Raw genomic sequence first — 17,289 nt, forward strand, 5'->3', positions numbered from 1 at the left:
CGCAACGGCTGCGGCGAGACACCAAGGGGCGCGGGGAACTGCGCGACAAGCCCCCACCCACCCGCACCCGCAACTCAAGCCCGAACGGTTCCGGTACCGCGCAACTGCCCCACCAGCTTCCGCACCACTTCGGCCCCGTTCAGCGTGAGCACAGACTCGGGGTGGAACTGCACCCCGGCGAACCCGGGCCCCCGCAGCGCGTGCACCTCCCCGTTCCCCGCCCGGCTCACCTGCACCCCGTGCGCCGCCAGCTCCCGCGCCGCCTCCTCGTCGCAGCGGGCCACGAAGCTGTTGTAGAAGCCGACCGTCTCCGCGCGCCCGAACAGGTCCACGGTCGTCTGCGCCCCCTGGTAGGGAACCTCCTTGCGGACGATGTCCAGCCCCAGCTCCGCCGCGATCAGCTCGTGCCCGAGGCAGACGCCCAGCACCCCGTGCCGGTGCTCCCGGAGCACGGTCGCCGTCAGCTCCCGCAGGAACCGCATCTTCGGATCCTCCAGGTCGCAGGGGTCACCCGGACCCGGGCCGAGCACCACCGGCCCCTCGTGCGCGAGCACGGCCGCCCGCAGCCCCGGCTCGTCGTAGCGCCGCACGGTGACGTCGAGCCCGCCGGCCCGCAGCACATGCGCGAGCATCGCCGTGAACGTGTCCTCGCCGTCCACCACGAGCGCGTGCCCGGCCAGTTCGCCGGTCCGCTCCTGCATCCGCAGCCAGAACGGCGCCAGCGACGCCCGCCGCCCGTCCAGCGCGGTCCGCACCCGCGGGTCGTCGGCCAGCCGGACGCGCGCCGCCCCGGACCGCGGGCGGGACGGCCGTACCCCCAGCGCCGCCAGTACCCCCGCCGCCTTCGCGTGCGTCTCCGCGACCTCGCTCGCCGGGTCCGAACCGCGCACCAGCGTGGCGCCGACGGGGACCCGCAGCCGGCCGTCCGCGTCGATGTCGGCGGTACGGATCAGGATGGGGGAGTCGAGGGTCTGGGCACCGCCGGAATCCCGCCCCAGCAGCGCCAGCGCCCCCGCGTAGTAGCCCCGCCCGCCCACCTCGTGCCGTTCGATCACCCGGCAGGCGTTCTGCACCGGCGAGCCCGTGACGGTCGCCGCGAACATGGTCTCCCTCAGGACCTCCCGCACGTCCAGCGAGGACCGGCCGCGCAGCTCGTACTCGGTGTGCGCGAGGTGCGCCATCTCCTTCAGCCGCGGCCCGACGACCACCCCGCCCATGTCCCCGACCGTGCACATCATCTTGAGCTCCTCGTCGACGACCATCGACAGCTCCTCGATCTCCTTGCCGTCGGCGAGGAAACCGAGCAGGTGCTCGGGGGTGGGGCCCTCGGCGGGATAGCGGTAGGTGCCGCTGATCGGGTTCATGACCACCGTGCCGCCGGACATCCGGACGTGCACCTCGGGGCTCGCACCGACCAGCGTCCGGTCCCCGGTGTGCACGACGAACGTCCAGTACGCGCCGCGCTCGCCCTCCAGGAGCCGCCGGAACAGGGCCAGCGCGTCGGCCCGCCCGAAGCCCGGGATCTCGCCCTGGTAGGTCCGCCGGATCACGAAGTTCGCGCCCTCGCCGCGGCCGATCTCCTCGTCCAGCACCCGGCCGACGATCCGTGCGTACGCGTCGTCGTCGACGTCGAAGGCGCCGCTCTCGACGCGGACGTCATGGGAGGGAAGGGCGGCGAGGGCCTCGTCGAGTGGAATGTGACATACCACCGTCGGGTTCAGCATCAGCAGCGGTGTGCCGTCGTCCCGGACGTCGAACCCCCGCTCCCGGATCTGCCGGTACGGGACGAGGGCGAGCCCCTCCTCGGGCAGGTCGGCGAGCCGGTCGTGGGCGGTGACCGGTCCGACCAGGACCTCCACCGTGTTCTCGTCGTGGCCGGGGGCGCGGCGGCGGAGCAGGGCGAAGGGACGGTCGTCGTGGAGCAGCTGGGACAGGTCCATGGGTTCCTCTGCCTGATGAGGCTGGTGAGGGAGGAACGACCCCGGGAACGCCGAAGGCCGCCCCTCCGGGCGGCCTTCGCGAAGTCTTGCGTACGCGCAGTCAGTGGGCCGCCGGAGAAGCGGTCCACCACCAGTTCTGGGTCGAATGCGCGAACATGCGGAAAACCCTACCCCACTCCGCGCCCTGTCCACAGGACAATCGCTCTGTCTCACCAGTCGAGCGGGAGGAAAACATGGCGACACGACCCCGTAATGTTTACGAGGTGACCGTGAACGCTAAGACCAGCCTCGGTGCTGGCAACACCTGGCGAAACCTGCCCGCGGCGCAGCAGCCCGAGTACCCCGACCCCGAGGCTCTGCGCACTGTCGTTGCGGAGCTGGAGTCGTATCCGCCGCTCGTCTTCGCGGGCGAGTGCGACCAGCTGCGCGCCCGGATGGCGTCCGTCGCCAAGGGAGAGGCGTTCCTGCTCCAGGGCGGCGACTGCGCCGAGGCCTTCGACGCGGTGTCCGCCGACCACATCCGCAACAAGCTCAAGACCCTCCTCCAGATGGGTGCCGTGCTGACGTACGCCGCGTCGGTGCCCGTGGTGAAGGTGGGGCGGATCGCCGGCCAGTACAGCAAGCCGCGCTCCAAGGGCACCGAGACCCGCGACGGCGTGACCCTGCCGACGTACCGCGGCGACTCGGTCAACGGCTTCGACTTCGATGAGAAGGCCCGGATCCCGGACCCCGAGCGGCTGAAGCGGATGTACAACGCGTCCGCCTCGACGCTGAACCTGGTGCGTGCCTTCACCACCGGCGGCTACGCGGACCTGCGCCAGGTGCACGCCTGGAACCAGGACTTCGTGAAGTCCTCCCCGTCGGGCCAGCGCTACGAGCAGCTCGCCCGTGAGATCGACGACGCGCTGAACTTCATGCGGGCCTGCGGCGCGGAGCCGGAGGAGTTCAAGACGGTCGAGTTCTTCTCCTCCCACGAGGCGCTGCTGCTCGACTACGAGACCGCCCTGACCAGGGTCGACTCGCGCACCGGCAAGCTGTACGACGTCTCGGCGCACATGGTGTGGATCGGTGAGCGCACCCGGCAGCTGGACGGCGCGCACATCGAGTTCGCCTCGAAGATCCGCAACCCGATCGGTCTCAAGCTCGGCCCGACGACCACGGCCGAGGAGGCGCTCAGGTACATCGACCGCCTCGACCCCGACCGCGAGCCCGGCCGGCTGACCTTCGTCGTCCGGATGGGCGCGGACAAGGTCCGTGACAAGCTCCCCGAGCTGGTCGAGAAGGTCACCGCCTCGGGCGCCACCGTCGCCTGGGTGACCGACCCGATGCACGGCAACACCTTCGAGGCGGCCTCGGGCCACAAGACCCGCCGCTTCGACGACGTGCTCGACGAGGTCAAGGGCTTCTTCGAGGTCCACAAGACGCTGGGCACCCACCCGGGCGGCATCCACGTCGAGCTCACCGGTGACGACGTCACCGAGTGCGTGGGCGGCGGCGACGAGATCTTCGTCGACGACCTGCACCAGCGCTACGAGACGGCCTGCGACCCGCGGCTGAACCGCAGCCAGTCCCTGGACCTGGCGTTCCTCGTCGCGGAGATGTACCGGGACCAGTAGCCGGTCCCGGTGTGAAGTGGGGCGCGGATCACAAATGATCCGCGCCCCTTCCACTTTTGCGGCCCGCGGCTGATGGGTAAGGTTAGGTTTGCCTCACCGATCAATCGGGACGGCACCACTGATCGATCCCGGCGGGAGGTGAATCCGCGTGTACGTGTGCAGCTGCTTCGGGGTGACCGAGGCGCAGGTCAGGAAGCACGCGGAGGACGGTGCCTGCACCCCGCGCCAGATAGCGTCCGCGTGCAAGGCGGGCACGGACTGCGGTTCGTGCGTCCGTCGCATCCAGGCGATCCTCGGCCGGGACCGGCCCGCCCTGACAGCGCTGCCCGGTGAGCGCCTCGCAGGGGCGCGGGGGACTGCGCGACCGGCCGCGACGGGCCCGCAGACGATCGACGAGCTGCCCCGGCCCTTCCCGCGGAGCGCCTAGCTGCTCTCGGGCTGCTCGATGAGCTGCGCGAGGTAGAGCGCCTCGCCCAGCTTCTCCAGCAGCTCCAGCTGCGTGTCGAGGTAGTCGATGTGGTGCTCCTCGTCCTTCAGGATGTCCTCGAAGATGTTCGCGGACGTGATGTCGCCCTTCTCGCGCATCACCTTGACCCCGCGCTTGAGGCGGTCGATCGCCTCCACCTCGATCTGCCGGTCGGCCTCGAACATCTCCTTCACGGTCTGCCCCACGCGGACGTGGAACAGCCGCTGGTAGTTGGGCAGCCCCTCCAGGAACAGGATCCGGTCGGTGAGCACCTCGGCGTGCTTCATCTCGTCGAACGACTCGTGCCGGGTGTACTTCGCGAGCTTGTACCAGCCGAAGTTCTCCTGCATCTTCGCGTGCAGGAAGTACTGGTTGATCGCGGTGAGCTCGCCGGTGAGCTGCTCGTTGAGGAATTCGATGACCTCGGGGTCGCCCTGCATCGCAGAGGCTCCTTCCACGTACTGGGGTGTGTGCGGCGCATGATTGCACCGGCGCAGAAGATCGTCCAGTAAGTGCGCACTTAGTAAGTAAGTGCATGCTTGATGCCAGTTGACCGATTTGCTGATCTCTGAGGTGTTCGCCTGGTCCGGCGTACTGCTCGCGGTCTGTCAGGATGGAAGGCATGGGTCATCCGGTGCGGCGCGCGTCTCGGGAAACCGCGGGAGCGGAGCTCCCGCCGGGGCAGCGGCTGCAGCGCGGCTGGCCGGTCACGCACTACGGCCCGGTGCCCAGGTTCCGGCCCGAGCGCTGGGAGTTCAGGGTCTTCGGTGCCACCGCCGACGGGGGCGCCCGCATCTGGAACCACGAGCAGTTCACGGCTCTGCCGTACGCCACCGTGGTCGCCGATCTGCACTGCGTGACGAAGTTCAGCATGCTCGGCGCCGAGTGGGGCGGGGTTCCGGCGCGGACCGTCCTGGAGCTCGCGCCGCCCGCCCCCGACGTCACCCATGTGATGGTCTGGGCGGAGTACGGCTTCAGCTCCAACCTGCGCCTCGCGGACTTCGCCGCCGAGCACACCGTCTTCGCCACCCACAAGGACGGCGAACTCCTCACCGCCGAGCACGGTTTCCCGGTCCGCCTGGTCGTCCCGCAGCTGTATGCCTGGAAGGGCCCCAAGTGGGTCCGCGGCATCGAGTACATGACCGCCGACCGCCGCGGCTTCTGGGAGGAGCGCGGCTACCACAACATCGGCGACCCCTGGAAGGAGCAGCGCTTCTCCTATCAGGAGGGGCCGGGGGACGGCCCGGAGCTCTGAGGTCCGGCCGCTCAGTGGTGGTACCGGTGCACCACCGCGTGCCCCTTGCCCCGCCCGATCGTCCACCTGTTGACCGGCGTGGTCACCACGAACGCGAGCGCCAGCGAGACGGCCAGTGAGATCCAGAACAGCGCGTCGGCCAACTGGGCGTCCATCGCCGCCGGCCAGACCAGGATCGTGCCGTTGTCGATCAGCTCCATCACGGCGATCGAGACGGTGTCCGCGGCCAGCGCGACCCGCAGCGCGGTGCGCAGGCCGATGCCCGCCCTCAGGACCCCGCGCATGGTGAGCGCGTAGCCGAAGAAGAACGCCAGCACGATCGCCAGCAGCGTGGTCGGCAGGTTCCCCCAGCCGAACGCCGTGCCGACGACCATGCCGAGCACCTCGCCGATGGCGCAGCCGGTCAGGCAGTGCAGGGTGGCCTGGGCGGCCATGGCCCAGGAGACGCCGGTGCCGCCGTGTGCCTCGTGTGCCTCATGCGGTGTGTGCGTGTGGCCGGTGTGCTCGTGGAGGACGTGCTCGTGGTCCATGACTGACCCCCGGTGTCGGATGCCGATCCTTCTGTGACGCCAACATTTATACCCCCCGGGGGTATTCCGGAAGGCTTCGGGCTCGTTCCGGTAACGACGGGCACATCCCGTACCCGGGCCGCTACGCTGAGATTCCCGCCTGGTGGGAGTCGTGCCGGGCGGAGCCGGATCCGAGGGGCCGCCGGGGTTCCCCCTGCGGTCCGGTCCCGGGGCGAGCGGTCGGGGGACGACGGTGGGGCTGTTCGGCGAGCGGCATACCTTCCTGGGCGGTCTCGGCCCGGGGGACCGCGAGGCTCTGACAGGTCTCGGCACCCGGCACGCGTACCCGCCGTACGGCAGCGTCGTCGCGGAAGGCGACCGCAGCACGTTCGCGGTGGTCCTGCTCAGCGGCTGGTGCACGGTGTGGACGCCGACCGAGCGCGGCGGCCGGCTGATCCTGGCGCTGCGCCGGGCCGGCGAGGTGATCGGCGACATGGCGGCGCTCGACGGCCGCCCGCGCAGCGCCTCGGTGAGCACCCTCGGCCAGGTGACCGGACTGGTCGTCCCCGGGGAGCGGTTCCGGCGGTTCCTCGCCTCCCGGCCGCACGCCAACGCACTGATGATGAACCAGTTCGCCGAGCGGCTGCGCAGCGCGGACCACGAGCGCCGGGCGCTGGCCTCCATGACCGTGCTGCAACGGCTCGCCGAGCGCCTGGTCGAACTCGCCGACCGCACCGGCAGCCCGGAGAACGCGGCCGTGACCATCCGGCTGCCCCTCGCGCAGCACGAACTGGCCGCGTCCGTGGGCTCCACCCGCGAGGCCGTCGCCAAGGCCCTGCGACTCCTACGCGAACAGGGCCTGGTCCGCACCGGCCCCGGCACCCTGGCCGTGGCCGACCTGGACCCGCTCCGCCTGCTCGCCGCCGGACGACCACACCGCACGGAGACCTGACGGCCATCCGTCCCGCGCTGTGTAAACGGCTACAGCGGCGACCGTGCGGCTCCGCGACCATCGCAGCCGAGGGGCCGGACGGCCCGGCGGGACGGCAGGGAGGAGAGAACGATGGAGGGGGAAGCCGCGTACGGCTTCATCGTCAACGTGGACGCACAGGGCTCGGGCCTGCTGTCCGACACCGAGAAGCCCGGCATGCGGCGCAGACTCTACGACGTCACGGGCGCCGCCTTCGAACAGGTCGGCATCCACCCGCCGCGCCTCTACCAGGAGGACCGGGGCGACGGCATCCTCAGCGTGCTGGCGCCCGAGGTGCCGCCCGCCCGGGTCGTGGGGGAGTGGGTGGAGCAGCTCCACCAGAACCTCCGGGAGAGCAACCGGGAGGTCAGGAAGCCGCTCCGGCTGCGCGTGGGCCTGCACATCGGCCGGGTCACGCCCGACGCCCACGGCCGCTCCGGGCGCGCCGTCGACCTGGCCTGCCGGCTGTGCGACTGCGCCCCCGCGAAGGCGATCCTCGCCGCCGCGACCGGCGCGCCCCTGGTGGTGGCCGTCTCCGACCGGGTGCACGAGGACTTCGTCCTGCCCGGCGGGCGCTGGGTGGACCCCGGGCACTACCGCCGGCTCGACGTGGAGCTCAAGGAGGGCCGCATCACCGCCTGGTTCACGGTCCCCGGCCGCTCCGCGCCGCCCGAGCCTCCGGAGCCGTCCGAGCCGTCCGAGCCCGAAGTGCCCGAGGCGATCGCGCCGGCCGGTACCCGGGACACCAGGGCGAGCACCCCGCCGCGGTCGCCGGCCGCCACCGACACCGGGGGCCGCTTCGTCCAGAACATCCACCAGCACGCCGACGGAGAGGTCATCGCCGTCGAACGGATCGACACCCTCAACATCGACCGCCGCGGCGGTGGCCGGTGAGCGCCCAGAGCCCCCCGCCGCGACCGCCGCTGCGGCAGACGGCCGAACCGGAGAGGGACGACGTCGTCGGCGGCTCCGCCGCCGACCCGCTCGGCGAGGAGGCGCTGCCCGGAGCGGCGGCCGCCGCCTCCCGGGTCTACCGCTCGACCGTGAGCCAGCACGGCACCGGCACCCTCGTCAGTTCCGGATCCGTCGCCACCATGAACCTCTACGGCCGGCAGGCGGCCGAACGCGTCCTGGCCGGCCCGCTCCCGGAGGACCAACTGCGCAGACTGCGCCAGGTCTTCCGGGAACCGGCGGACTACGGCGAACACCGCGAGCAACTGCGCGCCGGACGCCTCCTGGTGCTCCACGGCCCGCCCGGCACCGGCCGCGCCTGCACCGCCCTGTCCCTGCTGGACGGCCTGACCGGGGGCCGGGTCTCCCGGCTCGACCCGCGCACCGACCTGGACGGGCTCGACGACGACCAGATCAGCGACGGCCACGGCTACACCCTGGAACCGAGCGCCACCGGGCTGCCGGACGAGACCGGCCTCGACCGGCTCCGCGAACTGCTCGGCCGCAAGGAGGCCTACGCGGTGCTGCTCGCCGCCCCCGAACCCGGTGACCTGCTCTCCCACGGCGGCCGCTACCACCGCGCCCACACCCCGGCCGCCCAGACCGCCGTCCTCGACGGCCATCTCCGCCTCGAACTGCGGGACTTCGGCCCCGAACTGTACGAGCGGGCCCGGACGACCGCCCTCGACCCCGACGTGCTGGAGGCACGCGGACTCGACGAACTGCGGCCCGCGGAGGCCGCCCAGTACGCGCGGCTCCTCGCCCGGCACACCCGGGACGAGCTCACGCACGACGAACTCCTCGCCGGATGCCGGAGGTTCGCCGAGAACCAGGCCGCCGAATGGTTCGCCGGCGGGGTCCGCTCCGAGACCCCGGAGCGGCTGCGGGACGCGGCCTACCGGATCGCCGTCGCCGTCCTCGACGGAGCCTCCCTCAGCGCCGTCGTCGAGGCCGCCGAGGTGCTCGCCTGGGAACTGACCGTCACCGTCGACCCCGAGGCCACCCCGGGCCGTCCGCTGTTCAGCGACGGCGTCGACGCCCGGCTGGTCTCCGCCCGCGCGGTCGCCGAACTCGGCACCGAGGAGGTCGGCACCGAGGAAGTCCCGGTACGCACCGTCCGGTTCGGCGGCGAGGCGCTCGCCCCGGCCGTCCTCGGCCACCTCTGGCAGCACCGGCACAACGCGCGCGGACCCGTGCTGCGCTGGCTGGCCGGACTCTGTGAGGACGACCGGCCCCAGGTCTGGGTGCGGGCCGCCGTCGCCGCCGGACAGCTGTGCCGACTGGACCTCTCGCACACCGTGCACGAACTGGTGCAGCCCATGGCCCAGGCCGAACAGGTGCGCCGCCGGGTGTTCGCCGCGACCGTCCTCGACGTGGCCGTCCGCTCCCCGGAGGCCGGCGGCGCGGTCCGGGCACTGGTGGCCTTCTGGTCCCGCCACCCCGACCGGCACCTGCGCTGGACGGCGGGGGCCGTGCTCGGCCGGGGCCGGGCGGCGGACACCGTCCGCGAGACGCTGGACCTGCTCGGCGGGATCGGCGTCCGCGAGGACGGCAGGCTGCGGGCCGACGCGGCCGTCCAGGTCGCCCACTTCGCCGGGGCCCGGCCCGAGTCCCGGACCCTGCGCCGGATCCGCGCCTGGCTGTCCGACGGACGCCGGCCCCAGCAGGACCTCGGTCTGCAGAGCACGGTCTTCCTCGCCGCCGTCCCGGTGAGCGAGCTCTGGAACCAGCACGAGGACCTGGAAGGCCACGGCGACTGGCCGCTGATGCTCGCCCTGGCCGCGGTCCGGCCCGCGCTCGCCCCGGAACTCGCCGGGCTGCTGTGGACCGCGCTGCGGACCCCACGGTCGTACGAGGCCGCGATCGAGACCCTGTCCGGCTGGCTGCGCGGCTCCGCCGGCCGGCCCTGGGCCGACCGGCTGGAGCGGTTCCTGCCGCTCCTCGTGCACAGCCACGACGACCGCGACCGGCTGCTGGCCGTCATCGGGGAACTCGCCGAGGACCCCGACCGACCACTGAACGAACAGCAGGTCCGCCGCCTGCGGGGGGCGGTCCGGGGAGCGGGCGCACCATGATGCGCCACCAGCGGCAGCCGTGGCCGCCCCAGGACGGCGAGTCCGTCCGGCCGCACCGGCTCAGCGGCCCCTTCGCCCCCGGCCGGTGCCGGGGCGCCCTCGACCGGCCGGCCGACCCGATGCCGCCCGCACCCCCGCCGCTCCCGGCGGACGGCTCCGGCCCCGGCCCCGGAGCACGCCGATGACCCCGGGCGGACCCGAAGCCACCGCGCACTACGTCGCCGAACGGCTGCTGCTGACCGTCCGCGAGGACCTGGGCAGAGCGGACGTGAAGGCGTCCGTCCTGCTCTCCGGAGCCGTCGCGGTACCGGCACTGGTGCTCGGCCGGGGGGCACCGGCCGGTGCGTCGGGCGTCGCCCTGGCCTTCCTCGCGGCGGGCGGGGCGCTCTGGACGGCCGGCACCCTGCTGCTGCTCGCGGTGATCGTGCCCCGCACCCGCACGGTCCGCTCCGCACCCGGCCCGACCTTCTACGCCGACGCCCTCCACGGCATCGACCCGGAGGCACTGCGCCGTGCCGCCGCCGACGCCGGGGCGGACCAGGTGGGCTGGCTGCTCACCCAGCTCCAGGACGTCAGCGTGATCCTGTCGGCGAAGTACCGCTGGCTGCGCCGGTCGATGGCGCTGCTCGGCGCGGGGCTGCTGCTGGCGGCGGTACCGCTGGCGGTGGGGTGAGCCGGGTCAGTCGCCGCGAAGCCGCTTGAGGCGCTCGACGTCGGCCGCGTGCCCCTCCTTGCCGCCGGGCGTCTCGATGACCAGCGGTACGCCCGCGGTCGCCGGGTGGGTCATCAGCGCCCGGAACGGGTCCTCGCCGATGTGCCCGGAGCCGATGTTCTCGTGCCGGTCCTTGTGCGCGCCCACCACGTCCTTGGAGTCGTTGGCGTGGATCAGCTTCAGCCGCCCCTCGCCGACCGTGTCCACCAGCAGGTCCAGCGTCCGGTGCATCCCGCTCGGCCCGGTCAGGTCGTGTCCGGCGGCGAAGACGTGACAGGTGTCCAGGCAGACGCCCAGCTTCGGATGGGCGTCCAGCGCCTCGAAGTACGGGCCGAAGTCCCAGGTCCGCGAGCAGAGCGAGGCGCCCTGTCCGGCGGTGGACTCAAGCAGCAGGAACGGGTCGTCGTCGTGGGTCAGCTCGTCGAGCAGCGGCAGCAGACGGGTCCGTACCTGCTTCAGCGCGACCTCCCGGGCCCGCCCGCCGGTCGCGCTCCCGGTGTGCACGACCACGCCCAGCGCCCCGATCTCCCGCCCGCGCCGCAGCGAGTGCCGCAGCGACTCCACCGACTTCTCGACGGTCGCCTCGGTGTGCGAGCCGAAGTTGATCAGGTAGGGGGCGTGCACGTACGCCGGGACCGACCCCTCCGCGCAGGCCGCGCGGAACGCCTCGTCCTGCGCGGGGTTGCCCGCCGGGGTGGCCCAGCCGCGCGGGTTGGCGACGAAGACCTGCACGGTCTCGGCCTTCAGTTCACGGGCGTACGACAGCCCCACGGAGTGCAGGCCGCCGGCCACCGGGACATGGCCGCCGACGGGGTTGCGGGCGGCACCTGACTGCTGACTCTTCACCCGTCCAGGGTGTCACGGCACGGCCCGCCGCCGGTCACCGGATGGTGATGGTGATCGTCGACCCCTTGGGGGCCTGTTCGCCGGCGTCCACCGACTGCTTCTTCACGGTGTCGCCGAACAGCCCGAGCAGCCCGCGGTTCTCCTTGACCTGGAAACCGGACTGCTCCAGCAGCTTGGTCGCGTCGTCCACGGTGGCCCCGACCACGTCCGGCACCTCCACCAGCTCGGGGCCCTTGGACAGCGTCAGCGTCACCGTGTCGCCCTCGGCGGCCTGCGCGTCGCCCGCCGGTGTCTGCTGCGCGACCTGCCCCTGGTCGTACTCGGAGTTGATCTCGGTGGCGGACACCGTCACCTTGAGCCCGGCCTCCTGCAGGTCCTGCCGGGCCTCGTCCAGGTCCTCGCCGGTGACGTCCGGGACGTCCACCGGGGCTCCCTTGCTGACGACGAGCGCGATCGCGGTGCCCGCGTGCCGTTGGGTGCCGGACCCCGGATCGGAGGAGATGACCGACCCCTTGGGCACGTCCTCGCTGAACTCCCGGGTCACCATGCCCGGTGCGAGCCCGTCGGCCGTCAGCAGCGCCTTGGCCCGGGCCAGCGTCCGCCCCTGCACGTCCGGCACGCTCACCGTCTCCGGCCCGTCCGAGACGGTGAGCGCCACCGAGTCGTTGCTCCGGATCCGCTTGCCGGCCGCCGGGTCGGTGCTGATCACCGTGCCCCGCTTCACCGTGTCGCTGTAGGCGTGCTCGACCGACCCGACGTCGAGCCCGGCCGCCTTCAGCCGGGCGGTGGCCTGGGCCTCGGTCTTCGAGAGCAGCGGCGGGACCTTGGTGAACTGCCCGGAGTTGATGTACCAGACGCCGGCGCCGCCGCCGAGGACGATCAGCACGGCGACGACGAGCGTCACCAGCCCGCGCCGGGACCGGCGGCCCCCGCGCCGCCGGTCCGGGACCGGCGGCGCCTCGAACCGGCTGGTCCGCAGCACCCCCTCGTCCTCCTCGTTGACGGGCAGGAGGCGGGGCACGGTCAGCGACCTCGGTATGACACTGGTCCGGTCCTCGGCGATGTCACGCGCCGCCGTCAGCGCCTGCGGCGGCACGGCGTCCAGCTGCGCGGCACCGAGGGCGCCGCGCGTCCGCCGCACCAGGGCGAGCAGCGCGACGGCGTCGTACGGCCGGACCCCGGGATCGCGGGCGGTGCCGAGGGCGACCAGCTCGTCCAGCTCGTGGGCGAGCCCCGGTACGACGGCGGACGGCGCCGGCACGTCCTCGTGCAGATGCTTGTACAGGATGACCGCGGGTGAGTCCCCGTCGTGCGGCTTCTGCCCGGTGAGCATCTCGTACAGCACGACCCCGCACGCGTACACGTCGACGCGTGGATCGGCGGCCCCGTTCTCGACCTGCTCGGGCGCGAGATAGGCCACGGTCCCGAGCACCGCCCCCGTCGTGCTGGTGACGCTGTCCACGGACCGCACCAGACCGAAGTCCGCGACCTTGACCCGTCCGTCGTCCCCTATCAGGACGTTCTCGGGCTTCATGTCCCGGTGCACGAACCCGGCGCGGTGCGCGGCGCCCAGCGCGGCCAGCACCGGCTCCAGGATGTCCAGCGCGGCCCGCGGCTGCAGCGCGCCGCGCTCGCGCAGCACGTCACGCAGGGTGCAGCCGGCGACGTACTCCATGGCGAGATACACGTACGACCGGTCGGCCCCCTGGTCGTAGACCTGCACGACGTTCGGGTGGGCCAGCCGGGCGACCGACTTGGCCTCCCGGATGAACCGCTCGACGAAGGAGCCGTCGGCGGCGAGCGCCGGGTGCATCACCTTCAGCGCGAGCACGCGGTCCAGCCGGATGTCCAGGGCCCGGTAGACCGTGGCCATCCCGCCGACGGCGATCCGCGCGTCGACGCGGTACCGGCCGTCGAGCACCTGCCCGACAAGGGGGTCCTGAAGGGTCGTATCCACCCGCCGAGTGTACGAGCACCGGCCGACACCCCCACGGATGAGACCGCTTTCCCCCGTCTACTGCAGCGCACCTGTGACGCTTCACACCCGACCGGAATATCCCCCCTGCCCCACCCCGCACCCGCCGCCGACCGGCCCCGGCGAGGTCTTCCCCACCCACCCCACCCGCGGCCGCCGGCGGTGGCTCGCCCCCGCGGGAGAGTCCGGCCTCTCGGCGGACGGTTTCGGGTGGTGCGTGGGTGGGAGAAGTGGGCGGGAGTGGAGCTGCGGTCAGAACGCGGGGCGCTCGGGGTCCAGCACGGCCAGGCCCTCCGCAGGAGAGGACGCCTCCGCGAGGTACCGGCGGGGAATCCGCCCCGCCAGCCGGGCCAGCCGCCCCGCCTCCACCCCGGCCCGCATGGCGTGAGCCATCCGCTCGGGATCCCGCGCCCGCGTCACCGCCGACGCCAGCATCACCCCCGCACATCCCAGCTCCATCGCCAGCGCCACGTCCGACGCCGTACCGGCTCCCGCGTCCAGAATCACCGGCACGCGCGCCCGCTCGACGATCAGCTGGAAGTTGTGCGGGTTGCGGATCCCGAGCCCGGACCCGATCGGCGAGCCGAGCGGCATCACCGCGGCGCACCCCACGTCCTCCAGCCTCCGGGCCAGCACGGGATCGTCGTTCGTGTACGGCAGCACCGTGAACCCGTCGTCCACCAGCGTCTCCGCCGCGTCGAGCAGTTCGACCGGATCCGGCAGCAGCGTCCGCTCGTCGGCGATGACCTCCAGCTTGACCAGCGAGGTCCCCAGCGCCTCCCGCGCCAGCCGGGCCGTCAGGACCGCCTCGCCCGCGGTGAAGCACCCGGCCGTGTTGGGCAGCACCCGGATCCCGAGCCGATCGAGGACCGACAGCACGGACCCCCGTACCCCCGGATCCACCCGCCGCATCGCGACCGTCGTCAGCTCGGTCCCGGACGCGACGAGCGCCCGCTCCAGCACCTCCAGGCTCGGCGCACCCCCGGTACCCATGATCAACCGGGAGGAGAAGGCCGTACCCCCGAGAACGAAAGGATCGTCGGCCACGGCGCTCAGCCTCCCTGCACGGCGGTCAGGACTTCCACCCGGTCGCCCTCGGTGAGCCCGGTCGTCGCCCACTGCCCGCGCGGTACGACGGTCTCGTTGACGGCCGCGGCCACTCCGGAGGGCGCGGCGGTGAGGGACTTCACGAGCGTGTCGAGAGCGGTGCCCGGCGCGATCTCCCGGCGCTCCCCGTTGACGGAGACGGTGACGGAGACGTTCATGCGGTCTGCTCCACGAGTACGGTGCCGAATCGCCTCGGCGTGAACGGACGGGCCTCCTCCGGCAGCTCGCCGCCGGTCAGCAGCTGCGCCATCACGTCCCCCGTGACCGGCGTGAGCAGCACCCCGTTGCGGTAGTGCCCGGTGGCCAGCAGCAGTCCGTCCAGACGGGTCGGCCCGAGCAGAGGCGCGTTGTCGGGGGAGCCGGGGCGCAGTCCGGCCCGGGTCTCGGTCAGGGGCAGCTCGGTGATCCCGGGCACCAGCTCGTGCGCGTCGCGCAGCAGCTCGTACACCCCGCCCGCGGTGACCGTCGTGTCCCAGCCGAGCTCCTCGCTCGTCGCGCCGACGACCAGTTCGCCGTTCTCCCGGGGCACCAGGTAGACGTTCCCGCCGCGCACCACGGCCCGTACCGTCCGGCTGAGGAACGGCGCGTACCGCGCGGGCACGGTCAGCCGCAGCACCTGCCCCTTCACCGGCCGCACCGGCGGCAGCACGTCGTCCGGCACACCTGCCAGCCGACCGCTGAGGCTCCCGCCCGCCAGCACCACCTGTCCGGCGCCCAGCGCCGCACCCGCGCGGGTGACGACACCGGCGGCCCGCCCCCGTACCACCTCCAGGCGCTCCGCCCAGTCGCGGTGGAACACCACCCCGGTCCGCTCGCACGCGGTCACCAGCGCGGCCGCCAGCCGGCGGGGGTCGATCTGGTGGTCGCCGTCGACCCGCAGCCCGCCGCGCACACCCGGCGCGAGCATCGGCTCCAGGCGCCGGCACTCCCGCCCCGACAGCCACTCGGACTCCAGGCCCGACTGCTGCTGGAGCGCGTGCAGCTCACGCAGATGGGCGCGGTCGTCGGCGTCCAGCGCGACCGCGAGCGTGCCGCAGCGCCGGTAGCCGAGGTCCTGGCCGGTGAGCCCGGTCAGCTCGGCGGCGAAGTCGGGGTAGCGGCGGGCGGAGGCCAGGTTGAGCCCCAGCAGGGTCTGCTCGCCGTAGTGCAGTTCGGTGACCGCGGCCAGCATCCCGGCCGCGACCCGCGCGGCCCCGCCGCCGGGCGCGGGGTCCACCACGGCGGTGGCCAGCCCGCGCTGCGCGGCGCGCCACGCCGTGACCAGGCCGATGATTCCGCCCCCGATGACGAGGACGTCGGACGTACGTGAGGACATGGGCGTCCAGCCCCTCCCTTCGCCGGCATGACCCGGATCAGGTTCGTACGGTCGGAGGCCGCCAGCCTCCCTCTCAGCCCGGTGCGTCCGGGCTCCCGCGTGTGCTTCCCCGCCACCCTAGCCCGCGGAGCTCCGCCCTCGTAAGACGGCCTCCGACGGCGTTGTGGAACAGGTCACCCGGCACGCCCCCTGACTGACTCTCCGTCAGTTGACTATCGTTCCTGTCCATGGTGATCAGGTGAGCGAGCAGACACAGGGACGGGGCACGTCCCAGACGCGGCGCGTGGTCGTCGTGGGTGCGGGCATGGCCGGGGTGCAGACCGCCGTCGCCCTGCGCGAGCGGGGGTTCACGGGCACCGTCACGCTGATCGGCGCCGAGCCGCACCAGCCGTACGACCGGCCGCCGCTCTCCAAGGCCGTGCTGCTCGGCAAGTCCGAGGGCTCCGCCTTCGAGGTCGACTTCGAGGCACTCGGCATCGAGCTGGCCCTCGGCCGCGACGCGCTGGGCGTGCGCCCCGCCGACCACGAGCTGGACACCGAGGCCGGACCGGTTCCGTACGACGTCCTGGTCCTCGCCACCGGCGCCGGACCGATCACGCTGCCCGGCACTGAGGGTGTGCCCGGGGTCCATCTGCTGCGCACCCTGGACGACGCCGAGCGGCTGCGGCCCGTGCTCGCCCGGCAGCACGACATCGTGGTCGTCGGCGCTGGCTGGATCGGCGCCGAGTTCGCCACCGCGGCCCGCGAGGCCGGCTGTGCGGTGACGGTGGTGGAGGCCGCCGACCGCCCGCTCGCGGGGGCGCTCCCGGCCGAGGTCACGGCCCCGATGACCGCCTGGTACGCGGACAGCGGCACCGAACTGCGCACGCACGCGCGCGTGGCGGGCGTCGAGCCCGGCGCGGTGCTGCTGGACGACGGCTCGCGGCTGCCCGCGGGCGCCGTCGTGGTCGGCATCGGCGCCCGTCCCGCCACCGCCTGGCTGGCCGGCTCCGGCATCGAGCTGGGCAGCCAGGGCGACGTGCTGGCCGACGACCGGCTGCGCACCGGCGTCCCGGACGTCTACGCGGTCGGCGACTGCGCCTCCTTCCCGTCCGGCCGCTACGGCGAACGCCTGCTGGTCCACCACTGGGACAACGCCCTCCAGGGCCCGCGCACGGTCGCCGCCAACATCCTCGGCGAGTCCGACGCGGTGTACGACCCGGTGCCGTACTTCTGGTCGGAGCAGTTCGGCCGCTTCGTCCAGTACGCCGGCCACCACGCCGCCGCCGACCGGCTGGTCTGGCGTGGCGACCCGGCGGGCCCGTCCTGGAGCGTCTGCTGGCTCCGCGAGGACCGCCTGGTAGCTCTGCTGGCGGTGGGCCGCCCCCGGGACCTGGCCCAGGGGCGACGACTGATCGAGGCGAATACCCGAATGGACGCCGAGGCCCTGTCCGACCCGGCCCGCCCTTTGAAGAACGCGACTGAAGCGCCCCTTTAGGGGCGCGGGGCTGCGACAAGTGCGGCTCCGCCGCGTGGGCGCGACAAGCCCCCGCGGCGCCGCACCCGAACGACG

At 73.1% G+C, this 17,289-nt stretch carries 18 protein-coding genes and 1 riboswitch; of the genes, 9 read left to right on the forward strand and 9 right to left on the reverse strand.

Annotated elements, in window-relative coordinates; genetic code table 11:
- Positions 1-74: 74 nt before the first annotated feature.
- Both IEZ11_RS01630 and IEZ11_RS52350 read right to left on the reverse strand, forming a co-directional pair.
- Positions 75-1,940 (reverse strand): anthranilate synthase family protein, encoded by a 1,866-nt coding sequence (locus IEZ11_RS01630; protein ID WP_189260690.1) that lies wholly within the window; start codon positions 1,938-1,940, stop codon positions 75-77.
- 100 nt (positions 1,941-2,040) lie between these two features.
- Positions 2,041-2,175 carry a trp operon leader peptide gene (locus tag IEZ11_RS52350; RefSeq protein ID WP_189260691.1) on the reverse strand — a complete coding sequence of 45 codons (135 nt, stop codon included), beginning with the start codon at positions 2,173-2,175 and terminating at the stop codon, positions 2,041-2,043.
- Positions 2,176-2,203: 28 nt separating this feature from the next.
- Here IEZ11_RS52350 and IEZ11_RS01640 point away from each other — a divergent pair, with 28 nt between their 5' ends.
- Entirely contained in the window at positions 2,204-3,556 is a 1,353-nt protein-coding gene (locus IEZ11_RS01640) for a class II 3-deoxy-7-phosphoheptulonate synthase (RefSeq protein ID WP_189260692.1), read from the forward strand.
- A 148-nt stretch (positions 3,557-3,704) separates the two neighbouring features.
- The gene (locus IEZ11_RS50525; protein WP_229712772.1) at positions 3,705-3,983 is read left to right on the forward strand and encodes a (2Fe-2S)-binding protein; all 279 of its coding nucleotides are present in this window, start codon (positions 3,705-3,707) and stop codon (positions 3,981-3,983) included.
- Here IEZ11_RS50525 and bfr read toward each other — a convergent pair.
- Positions 3,980-4,462, reverse strand: coding sequence for a bacterioferritin (gene bfr, locus IEZ11_RS01650; protein WP_189260693.1), 483 nt, complete (start codon positions 4,460-4,462; stop codon positions 3,980-3,982). The genes IEZ11_RS50525 and bfr overlap by 4 nt on opposite strands.
- A gap of 182 nt (positions 4,463-4,644) precedes the next feature.
- On the opposite strand from bfr, the gene IEZ11_RS01655 reads away from it, so the two are divergent.
- Complete coding sequence (locus IEZ11_RS01655; RefSeq protein WP_189260694.1) at positions 4,645-5,277, forward strand: sulfite oxidase-like oxidoreductase; 633 nt, start codon at positions 4,645-4,647, stop codon at positions 5,275-5,277.
- Between the two features lie 11 nt (positions 5,278-5,288).
- On the opposite strand, the gene IEZ11_RS01660 is transcribed toward IEZ11_RS01655, so the two are convergent.
- Positions 5,289-5,807, reverse strand: a complete 519-nt coding sequence (locus tag IEZ11_RS01660) for a DUF4396 domain-containing protein (protein WP_189260695.1) — start codon at positions 5,805-5,807, stop codon at positions 5,289-5,291.
- 232 nt (positions 5,808-6,039) lie between these two features.
- Between IEZ11_RS01660 and IEZ11_RS01665 the strand changes: the two genes are divergently transcribed.
- From IEZ11_RS01665 to IEZ11_RS01685, 5 genes are all read left to right on the forward strand, one after another.
- Complete coding sequence (locus IEZ11_RS01665) at positions 6,040-6,738, forward strand: Crp/Fnr family transcriptional regulator (RefSeq protein ID WP_189260696.1); 699 nt, start codon at positions 6,040-6,042, stop codon at positions 6,736-6,738.
- Positions 6,739-6,849: 111 nt separating this feature from the next.
- Entirely contained in the window at positions 6,850-7,650 is an 801-nt protein-coding gene (locus tag IEZ11_RS01670; RefSeq protein WP_189260697.1) for a nucleotidyl cyclase domain-containing protein, read from the forward strand.
- Positions 7,647-9,782 (forward strand): hypothetical protein, encoded by a 2,136-nt coding sequence (locus IEZ11_RS01675; protein ID WP_189260698.1) that lies wholly within the window; start codon positions 7,647-7,649, stop codon positions 9,780-9,782. The genes IEZ11_RS01670 and IEZ11_RS01675 overlap by 4 nt, the downstream gene beginning before the upstream one ends.
- Positions 9,779-9,967: a hypothetical protein gene (locus IEZ11_RS01680; protein WP_189260699.1), complete on the forward strand. Its 189-nt coding sequence runs from the start codon at positions 9,779-9,781 to the stop codon at positions 9,965-9,967. The genes IEZ11_RS01675 and IEZ11_RS01680 overlap by 4 nt, the downstream gene beginning before the upstream one ends.
- Positions 9,964-10,455, forward strand: a complete 492-nt coding sequence (locus tag IEZ11_RS01685) for a Pycsar system effector family protein (RefSeq protein ID WP_189260700.1) — start codon at positions 9,964-9,966, stop codon at positions 10,453-10,455. Before IEZ11_RS01680 ends, IEZ11_RS01685 begins: the two co-directional genes overlap by 4 nt.
- A gap of 6 nt (positions 10,456-10,461) precedes the next feature.
- On the opposite strand, the gene IEZ11_RS01690 is transcribed toward IEZ11_RS01685, so the two are convergent.
- The 5 genes from IEZ11_RS01690 to thiO all read right to left on the reverse strand — a co-directional run bounded on the left by IEZ11_RS01690 (position 10,462) and on the right by thiO (position 15,737).
- Positions 10,462-11,340 (reverse strand): deoxyribonuclease IV, encoded by an 879-nt coding sequence (locus IEZ11_RS01690; RefSeq protein ID WP_189260701.1) that lies wholly within the window; start codon positions 11,338-11,340, stop codon positions 10,462-10,464.
- A gap of 34 nt (positions 11,341-11,374) precedes the next feature.
- Positions 11,375-13,297 carry a Stk1 family PASTA domain-containing Ser/Thr kinase gene (gene pknB, locus IEZ11_RS01695; RefSeq protein ID WP_189260702.1) on the reverse strand — a complete coding sequence of 641 codons (1,923 nt, stop codon included), beginning with the start codon at positions 13,295-13,297 and terminating at the stop codon, positions 11,375-11,377.
- A gap of 270 nt (positions 13,298-13,567) precedes the next feature.
- On the reverse strand, positions 13,568-14,362 hold the full coding sequence (locus tag IEZ11_RS01700) for a thiazole synthase (RefSeq protein ID WP_189260703.1): 795 nt from the start codon (positions 14,360-14,362) through the stop codon (positions 13,568-13,570).
- Between the two features lie 5 nt (positions 14,363-14,367).
- Positions 14,368-14,580, reverse strand: coding sequence for a sulfur carrier protein ThiS (thiS, locus tag IEZ11_RS01705; RefSeq protein ID WP_189260704.1), 213 nt, complete (start codon positions 14,578-14,580; stop codon positions 14,368-14,370).
- Entirely contained in the window at positions 14,577-15,737 is a 1,161-nt protein-coding gene (gene thiO, locus IEZ11_RS01710) for a glycine oxidase ThiO (protein ID WP_189260705.1), read from the reverse strand. Before thiO ends, thiS begins: the two co-directional genes overlap by 4 nt.
- Positions 15,735-15,846, reverse strand: a riboswitch (TPP riboswitch). It overlaps the preceding gene by 3 nt.
- A 129-nt stretch (positions 15,847-15,975) precedes the next feature.
- Here thiO and IEZ11_RS01715 point away from each other — a divergent pair.
- Positions 15,976-17,214, forward strand: a complete 1,239-nt coding sequence (locus IEZ11_RS01715) for an NAD(P)/FAD-dependent oxidoreductase (protein WP_189260706.1) — start codon at positions 15,976-15,978, stop codon at positions 17,212-17,214.
- The last annotated feature ends 75 nt before the right edge of the window (positions 17,215-17,289 follow it).

The sequence above is a fragment of the Streptomyces fuscichromogenes genome, assembly GCF_014645815.1.
GTDB classification, from domain to species: Bacteria; Actinomycetota; Actinomycetes; order Streptomycetales; family Streptomycetaceae; genus Streptomyces; species Streptomyces fuscichromogenes.